This is a genomic window from Enterobacter sp. BWH64, assembly GCF_001037645.1.
Lineage (GTDB): Bacteria > Pseudomonadota > Gammaproteobacteria > Enterobacterales > Enterobacteriaceae > Enterobacter > Enterobacter hormaechei_C.
In genome coordinates, this window is record NZ_KQ089922.1 from 570,443 (window position 1) to 588,154 (window position 17,712).

The window sequence follows — 17,712 nt, forward strand, 5'->3', positions numbered from 1 at the left end:
CTTCGAGTTTTGTGGAGAGTCATTTTGCGTGTCAGCCGTTCCTTAACGATCAAACAGATGGCGATGGTGTCTGCCGTCACAATGCTGTTTGTCTTCATCTTCTGCGTCATTTTGCTGTTTCACTCCGTACAGCAGAATCGCTATAACACGGCTTCGCAACTGGAAAGTATTGCCCGCTCGGTGCGGGAACCCCTGTCAGCCTCGATCCTGAAAGGGGATATCCCCGAGGCGGAATCCATCCTGAAGCGCATTCAGCCCGCCGGTATCGTGAGCCGCGCGGATGTCGTGCTGCCGAACCAGTTCCAGGCGCTGCGGATGAGTTTTATCCCGGAGCGTCCCGTCCCGATGATGGTGATGCGCCTGTTTGAACTGCCGGTGCAAATTTCCCTGCCTCTCTATTCCCTGGAAAGACCGGCTAACCCGCAGCCGCTGGCCTACCTGGTGCTACAGGCCGACTCGTACCGCATGTATAAATTTGTTATGAGCTGGGTTGCTACGTTAGTGACTACTTACTTACTTTTGACACTAATGCTGAGCGTGGCGCTGACGTGGTGTATCAACCGGTTAATTGTGCATCCGTTGCGCCGCATAGCCCGGGAGCTGAACGACCTCTCTCCACAGGAGCACATGGGGCATCAGCTTCCCTTGCCGCGCCTGCATCACGACGATGAAATTGGCATGCTGGTCCGGAGTTACAATATCAACCAGCAGCGTGTACTGCGTCAGCAGGAAGAGCTCAGTAGCAACGCCACCCGTTTTCCGGTATCCGATCTGCCAAACAAAGCGTTTTTAATGGCCTTGCTGGAGCAGACCGTCGCCCACCAGCAGACCACCGCGCTAATGGTGATTGCCTGCGAAACCTTGCAGGACACGGCGGGCGTGCTGAAAGAGAGCCAGCGCGAGATGCTGTTGCTGACCCTGGTGGAAAAGGTGAAATCCGTTCTGGCACCGCGCATGGTGCTCACCCAGGTCAGCGGTTATGACCTGGTGGTGATCGCGCACGGTGTTAAAGAGCCGTGGCACGCCATTACGCTAGGTCAGCAAGTACTCACTGTCATTAATGAGCGGCTGCCCATTCAGGGTATCCAGCTTCGCCCGAGCGCCAGCATCGGTATTGCGATGTACTACGGGGGGCTGACCGCCGAGCAGCTTTATCGTCGGGCCTTCTCGGCCGCGTTTACCGCGCGCCGGAAAGGCAAAAACCAGATCCAGTTCTTTGATCCGGAGCAGATGGAAAAAGCCCAGCAACGCCTGACGGAAGAGAGCGACATTCTGACGGCGATGGACAATCGCCAGTTTGCGCTCTGGCTACAGCCGCAGGTCAATTTGCGCACGGGTGAAGTGACCAGCGCCGAAGCGTTGCTGCGTATGCAACAGCCGGACGGCACGTGGGAGCTGCCTGAGGGAATGATCGAACGTATCGAGTCCTGCGGCCTGATGGTCACCGTTGGCTACTGGGTGCTGGAAGAGTCTTGCCGCCAGCTTGCGGCCTGGCAACAACGGGGCATCACGCTGCCGCTGTCGGTGAATCTCTCTGCGCTACAGCTGATGCACCCGACCATGGTGCCGGAGATGCTCGAGTTGATCCACCGCTACCGCATTCAGCCCCACACGTTGATCCTGGAAGTCACCGAGAGCCGTTGTATCGACAATCCTGACGATGCTGTCGCCATTCTGAAACCGCTGCGTAATGCCGGGATCCGCATTGCGCTGGACGATTTTGGTATGGGGTATTCTGGCCTGCGTCAGCTCCAGCACATGAAAACGTTGCCGGTGGACGTCCTGAAAATCGACAAAACCTTTGTGGAAGGGCTGCCGGAGGATTGCAGCCTGGTACAGGCCATTATTCAGATGGCGCACAGCCTGAATCTGCATGTCATTGCCGAGGGTATTGAAACCGACGCCCAGCGTGATTGGCTGGCTGCGGCGGGCGTGGAGAGCGGACAGGGCTTCCTGTTTGACCGCGCCGTACCGACGGATATCTTTGAGCAACGCTATCTCGCCGACGCTGGCAATAACGCAAAAGTGTAATTTTGTTGCTGGCTTGTGCGAGCCAGCTCAAAGTTCTTAACATTTGTGTTTCAAATTTGAACCCCGTTTATTTCTGTCCTGTTATGTGGGTGTTATTTTAAAGCCGCAGGTTAACCATAACCTTACAAAGCCTGTAGTTTTTCTTTCCAGGGACACCCTATGAAAACCTCACTCTTCAAAAGTCTTTACTTCCAGGTCCTGACAGCCATCGCCATCGGTATTCTGCTCGGTCACTACTACCCGGAGCTGGGCGCACAGATGAAACCGCTTGGCGACGCGTTCGTTAAGCTCATCAAAATGATCATCGCGCCGGTCATTTTCTGTACCGTGGTGACCGGTATCGCTGGCATGGAAAGCATGAAGGCGGTCGGGCGTACGGGGGCGGTTGCCCTGCTGTACTTCGAGATTGTCAGTACCATCGCGCTGATTATCGGCCTGATAATTGTCAACGTGGTACAGCCTGGCGCGGGCATGAACGTCGACCCGGCCACGCTGGATGCGAAAGCGGTGGCGGTTTACGCTGAACAGGCGAAAGATCAGGGGATTGTTGCCTTCCTGCTGGACGTGATCCCGAGCAGCGTGATTGGCGCGTTCGCCAGCGGAAACATCCTCCAGGTGCTGCTGTTTGCCGTGCTTTTTGGCTTTGCCCTGCACCGTCTTGGCAGCAAAGGCCAGCTGATTTTTAACGTCATTGAAAGCTTCTCGCAGGTGATCTTCGGCATCATCAACATGATCATGCGTCTGGCCCCGATTGGCGCCTTTGGCGCGATGGCCTTCACCATCGGGAAATATGGCGTCGGCACGCTGGTACAGCTTGGCCAGCTGATCGTCTGTTTCTACATCACCTGTATTCTGTTTGTGGTGGTGGTGCTCGGCTCCATCGCCCGTGCGACCGGCTTCAGCATCTTCAAATTTATCCGTTATATTCGTGAAGAGCTGCTGATTGTCCTCGGCACATCCTCTTCGGAGTCCGCGCTGCCGCGTATGCTCGATAAAATGGAAAAGCTGGGCTGCCGTAAGTCAGTGGTGGGGCTGGTTATTCCTACGGGCTACTCCTTTAACCTGGACGGCACCTCGATATACCTGACGATGGCGGCGGTCTTTATTGCCCAGGCCACTAACAGCCACATGGATATCTTCCATCAGATTACGCTGCTGGTGGTGCTTCTGCTCTCTTCAAAAGGGGCGGCGGGCGTAACGGGCAGCGGATTTATCGTGCTGGCGGCCACCATTTCGGCGGTGGGCCATCTGCCGGTGGCGGGCCTGGCCCTGATCCTCGGTATTGACCGCTTTATGTCTGAAGCCCGTGCGTTAACCAACCTGGTCGGCAATGGCGTGGCGACGATTGTGGTGGCGAAGTGGGTGAAAGAGCTGGATCACAAGAAGCTTAACGATACGCTGAATAACCGCACATCTGAGGACAAAACCCCCGGTTTATCCTCTTAATCCCTCATAAATGCCCGTATTCCCTTGTGGGGATGCGGGCACCTGCGCATAATAACCGTTCATACCTGTCATAATTCGACAAGATTTTTTTGGGTATATTTCACTTCCGCCCGTGACGTTTAGCCGAACACGCTGTCTAATCGGAAGGTTTTCATCGTCATCTTTGAGTGCTCACGTCGCGAGACACTCTCTTTAACCAGGAATGTTGATCAGGGGTTCACATGCAGGGCACAAAAATTCGACTCTTAACCGGCGGTTTGCTGATGATGGCAGCAGCCAGTTATGTGCAGGCAGATGCGCTCCAGCCAGACCCGGCCTGGCAACAGGGAACACTGGCGAATGGTTTCCAGTGGCAGGTATTATCCACTCCGCAACGTCCGAGCGATCGCATTGAAATCCGTCTTTCTGTGAATACCGGCTCCCTCACTGAAAGCACCCAGCAGACCGGCTTAAGCCACTTTATTCCTCGACTGGCGCTCACCCAGAGCGGCAGTTTGCAGGCGGTTCAGGTGCGTTCTTTATGGCAACAGGCCATCGATCCGAAACGCCCGCTGCCCCCGGCTGTGGTCTCCTATGACTACACCATGTTTAACCTGAGCCTGCCCAACAACCGTAACGATCTGCTTAAAGAAGCACTGACCTATCTTTCGGATGCCACCGGCAAACTGGCGATTACGCCTGAGACCGTTAACTATGCGTTGAGCAACAGCGACATGGTGGCGACCTGGCCGACGGATACCAAAGAAGGCTGGTGGCGCTACCGCCTGAAAGGGTCAACGCTGCTTGGCCACGACCCGGCAGAGCCGCTGAAACAGCCGGTTGATGCCGCGCAGGTGAAATCTTTCTACCAGCAGTGGTACACCCCGGATGCCATGACCCTGATTGTGGTGGGCAACGTGGACAGCCGTGCGGTGATAGAACAGATCAACAAAGCATTTGGCGATCTGAAAGGGAAGCGTGAAACGCCCGCCCCTGTTCCTACCTTGTCGCCGCTGCGTCCTGAGACGGTCAGCATCATGACGGATACCGTGCGTCAGGATCGTCTTTCAATGATGTGGGATACGGCCTGGCAGCCGATCCGCGAGTCTTCTGCGCTGTTGCGTTACTGGCGTGCGGATCTCGCGCGTGAAGCGCTGTTCTGGCACGTTCAGCAGACGCTCAGCAAGAACAACGTGAAAGATATTGGCCTGGGATTTGACTGCCGTGTGCTGTTCCAGCGCGCCCAGTGCGCCATTAACGTGGAATCGCCGGGTGATAAGCTGAATGCCAATCTCGGCGTGGTGGCGAAAGAGTTGGCTAAAGTGCGGAAAGAGGGCCTGTCTGAAGAGGAATTTAACGCGCTGGTGGCGCAGAAATCCCTCGAATTGCAGAAACTGTTCGCCACCTATGCCCGCGCCGATACCGATATCTTAATCAGCCAGCGCATTCGCTCCTTGCAGAATCAGGTGGTGGATATCGCGCCGGAGCAGTATCAGAAACTCCGTCAGGACTTCCTGAACGGTCTGACCGTGGAGATGCTGAATCAGGATCTGCGTCAGCAGCTGTCGCAGGATATGGCGTTGATTCTGTTGCAGCCGAAAGGTGAGCCGGAATATGACATGAAAGAGTTGAAGGCCACCTGGAACGCCATCATGGCGACGCCGCCGCAGCCAGCGCAAACGGCAGCCGATGATTTACACCAGGATGCGAGCGATATTCCGCAGGGCCAGTAAGCTCTGCGTTCCCTCAGGGCTGAGGGAGAGGGTTAGGGTGCGGGCATCAGCCCGCACAGTCCTTAAGCAGGCATCGCCTCGCGCGGAATAATCGCTCCGCGATACTGAATCACCGTACTGGCCGTCAAATGACCGCGCTGCGCCGCCGCTTCCGGCGTCCCTCCCGTCAGACGTACCGCCAGATACCCCGCGCTGAAAGAATCTCCCGCCGCCGTGGTATCGATCACTTTCTCTTTCGCCAGCTTCACTGCCGGCACCTCTGTCACGGCTTCACCTGCAACCGCCACCAGGCAAGACTCCGCCCCGCGCTTGATCACCACTTCGCTGACCCCGGCAGCCTGCGTCCGGGCGATGACCTCATCAACCGGTTTTTCGCCCCACAGAGCATCTTCATCATCCAGCGTCAGGAAGGCGATATCGGTGCATTCGAGCATCTGCTGGTAGACCTGCTGCGTCTCTTCGCGGCTGGCCCACAAACGCGGACGGTAGTTGTTATCGAAAATCACCTTACCGCCATTGGCACGGCATTCGCGCAGCAGTGACAGCAGCTTTTCACGGCTCTCCTGGCTCAGGATCGCCAGGCTGATCCCGCTCAGGTAGAGGTAATCGAAGGTCGCCAGTTCTTCGCAAATGGCAGCGGCGGCCTCGCTTTCCAGCCAGAATTTGGCGGCCGCTTCATTACGCCAGTAATAGAAGGTGCGCTCGCCGGTGCTGTCGGTTTCGATGTAGTACAAACCCGGCAGGCGGTTTTCCATTCGCTGGATCAGCGAGGTCCCAACGTTTTCACCCTGCCAGGCTTCCAGCATCTGCTGGCTGAAGCTGTCCGTTCCCAGCGCGGTAACGTAGCTCACGCTCAGCGCGTCGGGGGCGACCTGACGGGCAATGTAAACGGAGGTGTTCAATGTATCGCCACCAAAACCGCGGCTGACTTCCGCGCCTTTCTGGGACAGCTCAATCATGCATTCGCCAATCACGGCAATTTTTTTAGACATAGTCGTGAACCTGAACAAAGAAATTAAGGGTAGTGTGCGCTGTGTGTTTTTTATGGTCAACTATATTAAAACGACGTTCCATTATTTTTTTTGAGCCAGCGCGTATTCCGGCATATTTCTGTCATCTTAATTTCATTTTCCCGGTGAATTGAACATAAAGTTCTCACCTGGCGGGCCGATAACTCAGTGACGAGTCCAGAAAGGCTATCCCATACAACAGGACATCCGAAATGAAGTCAGAGCAGGTTATCCAGCGGCTGAGCACTACGCCTGAGGCAAGTATTGAGAACTTGCAGGAGCATCGCTACTGGCTGCAATGTGAGCGAGCGTACACCTATCAGCCCATCTACCGTACCGATGGTCGGTTAATGGCGATTGAGGTGTTAACGGTCGTCACTCATCCATCGAATCCTTCACAGCGTATTGCACCGGACCGCTATTTTGCGGAGGTTGCCGTGCGTCAGCGTATCGACGTGCTGGAAGAGCAGCTGAGAATGCTGGCGACGAAGCAGGCGTTCTTCGAGCAGCACGGTATTCTGGCGTCGGTGAACGTGGATGGCCCAACCCTGATGGCGTTACGTCAGAACGCGACATTGCAGGCGCTGATTGCCACCTTGCCGTGGATGCGCTTCGAGCTGGTGGAACATGTTCAGCTGCCACAGGACTCCTCGTTTGCCTCGATGTGTGAGTTTGGCCCGCTGTGGCTGGATGATTTCGGTACCGGTATGGCCAACTTCTCCGCCCTGAGCGAAGTGCGTTATGACTACATCAAAGTGGCCCGCGATCTGTTTATCATGCTGCGCCAGACGCCGGAGGGACGGAACCTGTTTACGATGCTCCTGCAACTGATGAACCGCTATTGCCAGGGCGTCATTGTGGAAGGCGTAGAGACGCTGGAGGAGTGGCGCGACGTGCAAAATTCCCCGGCAGCGGCGGCACAGGGTTATTTCCTCTCTCGTCCTGTCCCCATGGATACCCTGGAAAAGGTGATAACTACCCTCTGATCTGCCCGCTTCCCTTTGTCTGAACTATAGTTTTAGAGGCAAGTTCATCAGGAAAGGGGACAACAATGACAAAAACAACCAGGGTGATTTCCTGGACAGCAGGGATTTTCTTGTTGCTGATCGTGGTCTTAATCATCATTATCGCCACGTTTGACTGGAACCGGCTCAAACCGACCATCAACCAGAAAGTCTCAACCGAGCTAAACCGCCCCTTCGCAATACGTGGCGATTTGGGTGTCGTGTGGGAGCGCCAGAAAGAGGAAACCGGCTGGCGAAGCTGGGTGCCATGGCCGCACGTTCACGCCGACGACATCATTCTTGGCAACCCGCCGGACATCCCCGAAGTGACCATGATCCACCTGCCGCGCGTGGAAGCCACGCTGGCGCCGTTAGCCCTGTTAACCAAAACGGTGTATCTGCCGTGGATCAAACTTCAGCAGCCCGACGCGCGGCTGATTCGCCTGTCAGAGAAAAACAATAACTGGACGTTTGATCTCGCCAGCAGCGGCGATAAAGATCAGAATGCGCAGCCCTCTTCGTGGTCTTTCCGCCTCGACAATATTCTGTTCGATCGGGGGAGGATCGCCATTGACGATAAGGTGAGTAAGGCTGACGTGGAGATCCTCGTCGATCCGCTGGGTAAGCCTCTGCCGTTTAGCGAAGTGACGGGCAGTAAAGCCAAAGGCGATGACAGCAAAGCGGGCGATTACGTCTTCGGCCTGACGGCGAAAGGGCGCTACAACGGCCAGCCGCTGACCGGTAAAGGCAAAATCGGCGGCATGCTGGCGCTCAGGAGTGAGGGCACGCCGTTCCCGGTGCAGGCGGATTTCCGCTCGGGCAACACCCGCGTGGCGTTCGTGGGCACGGTTAACGACCCGATGAACATGGGCGGCGTCGACCTCCAGCTTAAGTTTGCCGGGGATTCGCTGGGTGAACTGTACGATTTGACCGGCGTGCTGCTGCCGGATACCCCGCCGTTTGAAACGGACGGGCGCCTGGTTGCCAAAATCAACACCGAAAAATCGTCCGTCTTTGACTACCGGAATTTTAACGGGCGCATCGGCGACAGCGATATCCACGGCACGCTGACCTACACCACCGGTAAACCGCGCCCGAAACTGGAGGGGGACGTTGAATCCCGCCAGCTGCGTCTGGCCGATCTTGGTCCGCTGATTGGCGTAGATTCGGGCAAAGGCACGAAGTCTAAAGAGGTTAAAAAGGACGTTCAGCCTGCGGGTAAAGTGCTGCCCTATGACCGCTTCGAAACCGACAAATGGGACGTGATGGATGCGGATGTGCGCTTCAAAGGACGTAAAATTGAGCATGGCAGCACGCTGCCGCTGAGCAACCTCTCGACCCATATCATCCTGAAAAACGCCGACCTGCGCCTGCAACCGCTGAAGTTTGGCATGGCTGGGGGAACCATCTCATCGAATATCCACCTGGAGGGGGATAAAAAGCCGATGCAGGGAAGGGCGGAGATCCAGGCGCGTCGGCTGAAGCTGAAAGAGCTGATGCCGGACGTGGAGCTGATGCAGAAAACCCTCGGTGAGATGAACGGCGACGCGGATATTCGCGGCACGGGTAACTCGGTAGCGGCGCTGCTGGGTAGCGGAAACGGCAACCTGAAGCTGCTGATGAACGACGGGCTGGTGAGCCGTAACCTGATGGAGATCCTGGGGCTGAACGTCGGGAACTTTATCATCGGGCAAATCTTCGGTGACGACGAAGTACGCGTTAACTGCGCGGCGGCAAATCTGGATCTGGTCAACGGCGTGGCGCGTCCGCAGATCTTCGCTTTCGACACGGAAAACGCGGTTATCAACGTCACCGGTACCGCCAGCATGGCGTCCGAGCAGCTGGATTTAACCATCGATCCGGAAAGTAAAGGTATTCGTATCATCACCCTGCGCTCGCCGCTGTACGTTCGCGGGACCTTCAAAGATCCTCAGGCGGGCGTGAAGGCCGGGCCGTTGATTGCGCGTGGTGCGGTCGCCGCCGCGCTCGCTACGCTGGTCACCCCTGCGGCGGCGCTGCTGGCGTTGGTTTCGCCGTCAGAAGGCGAAGCGAATCAGTGTCGGACGATTTTGTCGCAGATGAAGAAGTAGTCCCGTTTCTCCCTCTCCCTGTGGGGAGAGGGGCTCCAGTAATTTGAAAGCAAAAGCTATAACGTTGCCTCAGAATAACTGAGGGCTTTCAGCGATGCCTCGGTCCGGCTGTAAATCGCTGAGGCGTTTCCTGTAGGCCGGGGCGAGGCGCAGGGATGCGCCGAGAGGGCGGGCTTTACAGGGATGTTACCTCCGCCCGTCCCCGATAAGCCGGAAGGAATAAGCCGAAGGCACCGCGAAGCGGCGATTTTCCGCCGGAAGCCCGGGTCGCCAGGGTGGTGGCGACTGAGCCACCCTGGCACGTTCACCGCTCATGTCGTGACAGAGTAGCAAGGAACATAAAGTGAACGGAATGACCACCTGAGCCGTATGTTCCCCCTCACCCCAGCCCTCTCCCTCAAGGGAGAGGGGGCCGTCTGTGCAGGCATTATTTTGTGGGGAGCCCTCAGCCCTGTGGGTGAGGGCTGAATCGTAGGCCGGGTAAGGCGTAGCCGCCACCCGGCATTCACTTACAGCGCCTGATGCTTCGTCTCATGCGTCAGCAGCAGCGCAATCAGCGTCAGCGCTGCCATTGCCGCCAGATAGACACCCACATAGAACAGGCCATAGTTCGCCTGAAGCCATGTGGCGATATACGGGGCCACCGAGGCGCCCAGAATCGACGAAACGTTATAGGAGAACGACGCGCCGGTGTAACGCACTTCAGTCGGGAACAGCTCCGGCAGCAGCGCGCCCATTGGGCCAAAAGTCAGCCCCATCAGGCTCAGGCCAATCAGCAGATACGCCATCACCAGCGCAGGGCTACCTGAACCCAGCAGCGGCGGGAAGACAAACAGCGCGAACAGAATAATCAGCGAGGTGATGACGATCATGCTTGAACGACGGCCAAATTTATCCGCCAGCAGGCCCGCGATGGGCACCATCACACCAAATCCGATGACCGCCATCATCAGCATCCACAGCACTTCGTTACGCGGCAGGCCCAGGCCGACCGGCGCGGCGGCGGTACTGAAGGTCATGGAGTAAACGGTCATGATGTAGAACAGCGTGTAGGTTGCCAGCATGATGAACGTGCCCAGCACGGTCACGCGGAGGTGTTTGGTCAGCAGCGTCCCCAGCGGAACTTTAACCTGCTTTTTCGCCGCGGCGACTTTAGCGAAGACCGGCGTCTCGTGCAGCGACACGCGAACGTACAGGCCAATCAGCACCAGCACGGCAGAGAAGACGAATGGAATACGCCAGCCCCAGTTCATGAACTGTTCATCAGTCAGCAGCCAGGAGAGGAGCAGGAAGGTGCCGTTAGCGAAGAAGAACCCAATCGGTGCGCCCAGCTGCGGGAAAGAGCCATACAGGGCTCGTTTGCGCGCCGGGGCGTTTTCGGTCGCCAGCAGTGCCGCGCCGCCCCATTCCCCGCCCAGCCCCAGACCCTGCCCAAAGCGCGCCAGCGCCAGCAGCACAGGCGCCAGAATGCCAATAGTTTCATAGGTCGGCAGCAGGCCGATGGCGACGGTGGAGATCCCCATCGTCAGCAGCGAGGCAACCAGCGTCACCTTACGGCCGACGCGATCGCCAAAATGCCCAAAGACCGCTGAACCAATCGGACGCGCAACGAAGGCGATAGCAAAGGTGGCTAAAGACTGTAGCGTGGCTGCCGTCGGGTCGCCCTGAGGGAAGAAAATATGCGGAAAGACAATGACCGCAGCGGTGGCGTAAATATAAAAGTCGAAGAACTCAATGGCGGTGCCAATCAGCGATGCGACGACGACTTTATTGCGCGAGTTGACCGGAACGTGTTCCGCCCCTTCGTTAAGTGTGGTGGCTGTTGCTTGCATAATATTTTCTTATTTTTGGACGAACGAAGGGCCATATTAGGCATAGCAAAAGCGACATTTCAATCTGTAACAAAGGCGTGGCGTGGTCATAAAAGCAACAAAAAGCGGATAATTTTCAGACCAGCGAAAACACTTCTATGAAATGCTTCACACTTTTTAAATATCAGTCATTAAAACTGGTTTTGCGTTAAATAAAAGTTACGGCCTGGATTTATATGCTGAAATGGCGAATCGGGCTGAAATATCAGCCCGACATGATATCAGCGGTGGGTTTTACCCGGCATGCGCGGGTCATCTTTATACTCTGCCGTGGCGATCCACGCGGCGCAGAACAGCGTCAGGCGAGCGAAGAAATAGAAGAAAGCCATCAGCCCCAGCACCGAACCAAAGGCCGCGCCGGAGGGAGACTTCACCAGGGACGGCAGCGTATAGGTCATCACAATCTTGATCACCTCAAAACCAATGGCGGCAATCAATGTCCCGCGCATCAGCGCCTTCTTGCGCGGACGATGGCGGGGCAAACGCCAGAAGATCCAGAAGAACAGAAGGTAGTTAGCAAAGATAGAAATGGCCAGCCCAATGCCGCGCCAGGCCGGTTTCAGCCATTCAATGTAATCCAGGTACAGCGCGGAGATAATCATCTGCTGCGCGGAACCGGCGACCGAGGTGATGGAGAGCGTAATGACCAGCGCCACCAGCAGCCCAATCAGCGAAATAAAGTCGCGCAAATACTTCACCCATATCTTCTCCTGATCCTGCGGTCTACGCTCCCAGACGTCACGCGACTGGGCGCGAATAGCCTCACGCAGGTTGCCCATCCAGTTCACCCCGGAATAGAGCGCAATCAGCAACCCGACGATACCCACGGTGGTACGCTGCTGCACGGCGGTGTTGATGGTGCTTTTGAGCGTTGCGGCGAGCGTCTGGTCGCTGACGTTGGTCAGGATCTTATTGAAGATGTCCTGCAACAGCGTCGGGTGAGACGCCAGCACAAAACCGGCGGCGGCAAATGACACCATCAGGATGGGGATCATCGACAGGAACGAGAAATAGGTAATCGCCGCGCCAAACTGATTTCCCATGCGGTCGTTAAAGCGCTCAGCGGCGCGTATCAGGTGAGCAATCGCGGGTATCTGCTGAATTTTTTCGGCTATGCCGGTCACGGTGCCCAGCGCTTTGCTGGCCGTTCCAGGCTCTTTCGGCGCTTCAGGCTCGTTATCCATCTTTTTGATGGGTTCATAATCTAAATGTTGAGTCGGTCGTTGCGGGTTATTTTCCGGCGTCACGCGCATTTTCCTTTTCGTTGAGCTGGATGTTACTGAATTATAGCTTGTGACTAGTCGACGTAACCTTTTGTGAGTTCGGTAAGCCACTCCATAAACACATGCACCCGGCGGGAGAGGTTACGGCGGTGGGGATAAATGAGGGAGACGGGCATCGGTTCAGCCCGGTATTGCGGCAGGATCTCAACGAGTTTTTTCGTGCGCAGGGCATCACGCACCCCGACGCGCGGAACCTGAATAATCCCAAGCCCGGCGATACAGGCGGCCTGGTAGGTTTCCGTGCTGTTAACCGTCAATACGCCTCCCGTTTTCACCCACTGGGTCGCGCTGCCGTTGTAATACTCAAAACCCTGCGGACGCGTGCCCAGCGTGGCGGAGTAGTGAATGAGGGCATGCGAAGCCAAATCGTCCAGCGTCTCAGGGTAGCCGAATCGCGTCAGATAATCCGGGCTGGCGCAGTTAATCACCGAGAGTTTCCCAAGCGGGCGGGCGATAAGCCCGGAGTCCTTTAAGTTTCCCACGCGAACCACACAGTCAAATCCTTCGCGGATGACATCGACCAGACGATCGCTGCTACTCAGCTCCAGCTCAATGCCGGGAAACTGTTGTAAAAATGCAGGCAGTTTCGGAATGACTACATTTCGCGCAATGGCAACGGGCATATCCACACGTAGCCGACCGCTGATGGTTGAAGGGTCGTGCAGGAACATGCCGTCCAGTTCGTCCAGATTCATCAGCAGATCTTTAGCGCGCTCGTAATAAACCATGCCGTCCTGCGTCAGGCTGACGCGGCGGGTAGTACGGTGCAGCAGCTGCGTGCCGAGTGCGTTTTCCAGTGCCTGGATCTGTCGCGATACGCTCCCCTTCGGCAGGCTTAACGTCTCCGCCGCGCGGGAAAAACTTTCCAGTTCCGCGACCCGAAGGAATAGCTGCATTGCGTGTATTTTATCCATAGATGTTGGTCATTGTTGTTATGAATGAAACAGTGAAGCGCTGACGGCACTATTTATTGATTTTCTACCATCTAATAAGCTCTTTCTCAATCTTCATCACAGCCGAAACGAGGTGAATTATGAGTGAACGTATTGCTTTAGTGACGGGCGGTAGCCGCGGCCTGGGGAAAAATGCCGTTTTGAAGCTGGCCGCGGAAGGGACAGGCATCATCCTGACCTAGAACAACAGCCAGCAGGAGGCGCAGGAAGTTGTGCGCGAAATCGAGGGAACAGGTGGAAAAGCGGCAGCATTGCAGCTTAACGTCGGCGATACGGCAAGCTTTTCGCGCTTTGCTCAGCAGGTGAAGGATACCCTCAAACACGTCTGGCAACGTGACACCTTTGACTATTTAGTGAACAACGCAGGTACAGGGTTATACGCACCCTATACCGAGACGACCGAGGCGCAGTTTGATGATGCGCTGAACATTCACTTCAAAGGGCCGTTTTTCCTCACGCAACAGCTGCTGCCGCTCATAAAAGACGGAGGGCGGATCCTGAACGTCTCCAGCGGACTGGCCCGTTTTACTCAGCCCGGTTCAGGCACCTACGCGGCAATGAAAGGGGCGATGGAAGTGCTGACCCGCTATCAGGCAAAAGAGCTTGGTGCGCGCGGAATTTCCGTCAATATCATCGCGCCCGGCGCGATTGAAACCGACTTTGGGGGCGGACGCGTGCGGGATAATGCGGAGCTTAACCAGCTGCTGGCCTCGCAGACAGCGCTGGGACGCGTGGGCCTGCCCGATGATATTGGTGACGCCATTGCGGCGTTGCTCAGTGACAAACTGGGCTGGATGAATGCGCAACGTATTGAAGTTTCAGGCGGTATGTTCCTGTAATGTTCAGTCTTAAGGGGGAGGGAACCCTCTTAAGGAAATCCTTAAAACAGGTATGTCTAAATGCTGGAAGATATAAAGAGAGCTGGGTGATTTGTAACCTCTCCATTCATTGAGTTTTTTCTTAAAAAATGCCTCTGTAGAATCCCCCTTCGCTATTCTCAGAGGAGTAAAACGATGCGAGTAATCATGTTTGACAGGCAGTCATTATTTATTCATGGAGCGATGTACAGTTTGCAGAAGTTAATTCCGAAAATAGAGATGACAGGGGCTCGTCAGACTGATGAATTATGGGCGCAATTATCCGTGTCACCCTCCGCTATCGTCATGATAGATGGGTATTTAATTCGTGATAATGGTGTGGCTTTACTGGAAGAGATTATGGATCGTTTTCCAGCGTCGCGCGTGGTGTTGGTGTTAACGAAAAAAGAGCGACGTTGGGTTGAGCAAATGTTTCAGCGCAACGTGGTGGCGATAGTTCCCCGCAATGCGAATCCCGAACGCTTTTCCGCAGTGCTGGATTCCGTATCGCGTGGAATGGTCTGTTTTCCCGGCGAGTGGCTGAAGCAGCACTCCTCTCAGGATGAACTGGCAGTGTTAAGCGAGCGCCAGCGTGAGGTATTGAAGTTACTGGCGGCCGGAGAGTCCAATAAAGAGATTGGTCGTAATCTCAACATCAGTGCGGCAACGGTAAAAGCCCATCTTGAGACGCTTTTCCGGCGTCTTGATGTCAAAAACCGGACGCAGGCCGCGATGTACTACACCCGGGCGACGGCCTGAAGTATCTTCTCAGGCAGAGGGGACTCTTCCCCAAAACTGAAGAGGGTTAATATCAGGGCGTCATGCTGCTGTTGGGTTAATGGGCGTTTGTTCATTTCCCGCAGCAGCGCCTCACATAATTGAATATCATTAAAAAGCAAATTCTCCGCCTCAATCGGCGTGATGAGACTGTTAAATTTTTCCCACTGGCGAATCACGTGACCATAACCAATAACCCATATACCCTTTTCGTCACGGTATTTCTCCAGGGAAAGACCCTGTTGTTTTTTAATTAATGCGATTGCAGCAGAAGATATCTGCATTGCATAACCCGTCATAAGCGTTTCCTCTTAGTGGCACGACTATAGAGGAAACGCCGCCGGGGAAATATCCGCCAAATGGCTGTTAATCAGGTTAAACTGAACGGGAATTCCTTTTTCAGTAAACCGAATAGCCAGTCGTTATGCCATTGCCCTGAAAGGAAATAACTCTCACGCAACTCACCTTCCAGTTGAAAACCTGTTTTTTCCAGCAGTCGCCTTGAGGCGATATTTCCCGCCGTCACGGTGGCGGTGAGCCGACGGATATTACCCTGAGTCAGCGCGAAATCACACACAGCCCGCAGAGATTCAAAGCCGTAACCTTTCCCCTGCGCAGAGGGCGCAAAGAGAAAACCGACTTCAGCACAATCTGCTTCCCGGTGCACATAGCCGGTTACGCCCAGCGGCGTCTGGCTGGCCGTTTCACGCACCACAAGGCAGAGCCAGTGCGAGCTGCCCGGCGTCCACGGCAACAGACGAGACTCAAAGGCTTCCCGAATGTCCGCCTCGCTACGCGCAGGGGCGACAAAACGCATCACCTCAGGATTTTGCTGTAGCGACAGAAAAAAGGGCCAGTCTTGCTCTTGCAGCGGCGAGCAGGTGAGACGCGCGGTGGTTAAGGCGGGCATGACGATCCTCCGGAGGCATTGCAAATGATTATAAGGTTGTCACTTTATTTCAACAGAAAGTCAGGTATGTTTAACCTCATATAAATAAAAAGAAAAACGACTTTTAATGCCGCTTTAGCGGTACTCATTGTCTCTCAAGGAAAACAATGATGATTAGCTCATCGCATCATACCCGCGAACAGTTTGAACACTGTCTGGCAGCGATCCGTCAGGCGTCTGTTGAAATTTTACTTCTGTTGAATGTACATGTTTCTGAAGGAAAAGATCCACGCTGGTTTCTGGAGCAACTGGATAGCGCCCGCCTGGGGCTGGGCGGGTGGGGCGCCGTAGCCAGGAAGCTGAATCTGAATGATGCGGAAATGACGGCCTTTACGCTGCAATTACGCTTGCTTCAGCAGCGTGTTCCCCAGTATGAAAGCGGGCAGGATGTCAGCGAAAATCAACTGATTGCGGCGATGCGCTTCGTCACCTCCCTTGAATATCTGCGTCTGCAACAGCCCCTCCTGACCTACGATACCGGGAGGGTGCCAGAGAAGGAGAGCCAGCTTCAGGCGCAGAAACAGGTGCGTGCCATTGAGCTGATGATTAAAGGGCTGATACAGCAGGCGTGGCCCGATCCGGTACGGCTGAATAATCATCTTAAGACCTTGTTTAACGCTGAACGCGTGCGTCGCTGGCTGAAAAACGGTGAGATTAATGATGTTCTGAGCGGCATGTTGTTCAGCGAACTGGCCCAGCTGCTGGTGGATAAAAAAGAATTTAGCCGCTACTACGCGCCGCTGTTTAACGCTCCGGACATGCTGACGCTGCTGGTAGAGCCCCGCAAAACCCTGCAAACTTTCCTCGAAGATATTCGACAAATCCGCAACAGCATCACCGTGCAGCAGCCGTTAAGCGGGGCGCAAATCCAGCTGCTCGACTGCTATTACACGCAGATCACCCGCTCCGTTCAGCGCGCGTTTGAGGAAGGGCGGACACGCGTTAACCCGGCGGCGCTGATGGCGGTGGACGAAAGCGAGCTGCACGCGTTCTGGGAAAAGGCGCAAAAAATGGACCGCACCACAGGCGGCGATCTTTTTGAAGTGCGCGACAGTATAGAAAAACCGACTCAGCGCGCCGCGCGTACGCCAGAGCAGCGCGAACAGCTGATTTCCGGCGTGCTGTGGGGAGCGGTTGGCGTGATGGTTATCGCGATTGTCGTGGGGGGATTCTGGCTGGTGACCAGCAGTAAACCGCAGCCGGCTGTGGCCAGTACGGCATCTCCCGCGCAGGTGCAGGAGATGCGCGAAACGCCTTCCTCACGCGAGACGTTAACCCGCATGGGTGTTACCTGGGATGAGAATAATTTCCGCTCGGCCATCAATCGCAATGACACCCGCGTGGCGCTCCTGTTTTTGCAGGGCGGGATGGACTGGAAAATGTCATGGACGGAGGAGGCGTTGTCGGCAGGCTACGACGATGTACTGGAAGTAATGTTGCGCTACCGCCTGCAAATGACAGAGCAAAAGCCCTGCCGACGCTTTATTAATACGCTTAGCCATGCGATGGCGAACGGCGAATCGCTGACGCCTATGCGTAAGCAGTACCTGAAAGCATTCTGTACCGTTCCCGCGGTGGTGAAACGCCAGCAGCACGACGCCGATATGGCAACGCGCCGCGCGAAGACGCAGCCCGATGCCAGCACAAAAAAATGGCAGTCCATCCAGACTGCCATTTATGAGGTGATCCGCTGATTATTTTTCCCCCTCACCCTGCCCCTCAGGGGAGA

At 55.6% G+C, this 17,712-nt stretch carries 13 protein-coding genes and 1 pseudogene; 8 read left to right on the forward strand and 6 right to left on the reverse strand.

Going from position 1 to position 17,712, the window contains the following annotated elements:
* Positions 1-24: 24 nt before the first annotated feature.
* The 3 genes from hmsP to SK50_RS02660 all read left to right on the forward strand — a co-directional run bounded on the left by hmsP (position 25) and on the right by SK50_RS02660 (position 5,189).
* Positions 25-2,031: a biofilm formation regulator HmsP gene (hmsP, locus tag SK50_RS02650; RefSeq protein WP_048229072.1), complete on the forward strand. Its 2,007-nt coding sequence runs from the start codon at positions 25-27 to the stop codon at positions 2,029-2,031.
* A 159-nt stretch (positions 2,032-2,190) separates the two neighbouring features.
* Positions 2,191-3,477 carry a C4-dicarboxylate transporter DctC gene (gene dctA, locus SK50_RS02655; protein ID WP_015571524.1) on the forward strand — a complete coding sequence of 429 codons (1,287 nt, stop codon included), beginning with the start codon at positions 2,191-2,193 and terminating at the stop codon, positions 3,475-3,477.
* A gap of 221 nt (positions 3,478-3,698) precedes the next feature.
* On the forward strand, positions 3,699-5,189 hold the full coding sequence (locus tag SK50_RS02660) for a M16 family metallopeptidase (protein ID WP_006808577.1): 1,491 nt from the start codon (positions 3,699-3,701) through the stop codon (positions 5,187-5,189).
* A gap of 62 nt (positions 5,190-5,251) precedes the next feature.
* Here SK50_RS02660 and SK50_RS02665 read toward each other — a convergent pair whose 3' ends face one another.
* The gene (locus SK50_RS02665) at positions 5,252-6,181 is read right to left on the reverse strand and encodes a 2-dehydro-3-deoxygluconokinase (RefSeq protein WP_017384186.1); all 930 of its coding nucleotides are present in this window, start codon (positions 6,179-6,181) and stop codon (positions 5,252-5,254) included.
* A 230-nt stretch (positions 6,182-6,411) separates the two neighbouring features.
* Here SK50_RS02665 and pdeH point away from each other — a divergent pair, with 230 nt between their 5' ends.
* Both pdeH and SK50_RS02675 read left to right on the forward strand, forming a co-directional pair.
* Positions 6,412-7,185, forward strand: a complete 774-nt coding sequence (gene pdeH / locus SK50_RS02670; RefSeq protein ID WP_015571521.1) for a cyclic-guanylate-specific phosphodiesterase — start codon at positions 6,412-6,414, stop codon at positions 7,183-7,185.
* 65 nt (positions 7,186-7,250) lie between these two features.
* Positions 7,251-9,293 carry an AsmA family protein gene (locus SK50_RS02675; RefSeq protein WP_045344801.1) on the forward strand — a complete coding sequence of 681 codons (2,043 nt, stop codon included), beginning with the start codon at positions 7,251-7,253 and terminating at the stop codon, positions 9,291-9,293.
* A 509-nt stretch (positions 9,294-9,802) separates the two neighbouring features.
* Here the strand turns inward: SK50_RS02675 and SK50_RS02680 are convergent.
* The 3 genes from SK50_RS02680 to SK50_RS02690 form a co-directional block, all read right to left on the reverse strand.
* Positions 9,803-11,125 (reverse strand): MFS transporter, encoded by a 1,323-nt coding sequence (locus tag SK50_RS02680; protein ID WP_015571519.1) that lies wholly within the window; start codon positions 11,123-11,125, stop codon positions 9,803-9,805.
* A 260-nt stretch (positions 11,126-11,385) separates the two neighbouring features.
* On the reverse strand, positions 11,386-12,411 hold the full coding sequence (yhjD, locus tag SK50_RS02685) for an inner membrane protein YhjD (protein ID WP_023295574.1): 1,026 nt from the start codon (positions 12,409-12,411) through the stop codon (positions 11,386-11,388).
* Positions 12,412-12,461: 50 nt separating this feature from the next.
* The gene (locus SK50_RS02690; protein WP_017384184.1) at positions 12,462-13,361 is read right to left on the reverse strand and encodes a LysR family transcriptional regulator; all 900 of its coding nucleotides are present in this window, start codon (positions 13,359-13,361) and stop codon (positions 12,462-12,464) included.
* Between the two features lie 119 nt (positions 13,362-13,480).
* Here SK50_RS02690 and SK50_RS02695 point away from each other — a divergent pair.
* Both SK50_RS02695 and SK50_RS02700 read left to right on the forward strand, forming a co-directional pair.
* A pseudogene (locus tag SK50_RS02695) lies at positions 13,481-14,239 on the forward strand (SDR family NAD(P)-dependent oxidoreductase).
* 174 nt (positions 14,240-14,413) lie between these two features.
* The gene (locus tag SK50_RS02700; RefSeq protein WP_045344679.1) at positions 14,414-15,016 is read left to right on the forward strand and encodes a response regulator transcription factor; all 603 of its coding nucleotides are present in this window, start codon (positions 14,414-14,416) and stop codon (positions 15,014-15,016) included.
* Here the strand turns inward: SK50_RS02700 and SK50_RS02705 are convergent.
* Entirely contained in the window at positions 14,995-15,333 is a 339-nt protein-coding gene (locus SK50_RS02705; protein ID WP_015571514.1) for a lysozyme, read from the reverse strand. The genes SK50_RS02700 and SK50_RS02705 overlap by 22 nt on opposite strands.
* A gap of 71 nt (positions 15,334-15,404) precedes the next feature.
* On the reverse strand, positions 15,405-15,944 hold the full coding sequence (locus tag SK50_RS02710; protein ID WP_017384181.1) for a GNAT family N-acetyltransferase: 540 nt from the start codon (positions 15,942-15,944) through the stop codon (positions 15,405-15,407).
* Positions 15,945-16,090: 146 nt separating this feature from the next.
* On the opposite strand from SK50_RS02710, the gene SK50_RS02715 reads away from it, so the two are divergent.
* Entirely contained in the window at positions 16,091-17,677 is a 1,587-nt protein-coding gene (locus tag SK50_RS02715; protein WP_017384180.1) for an STY4199 family HEPN domain-containing protein, read from the forward strand.
* Positions 17,678-17,712: the final 35 nt, after the last annotated feature.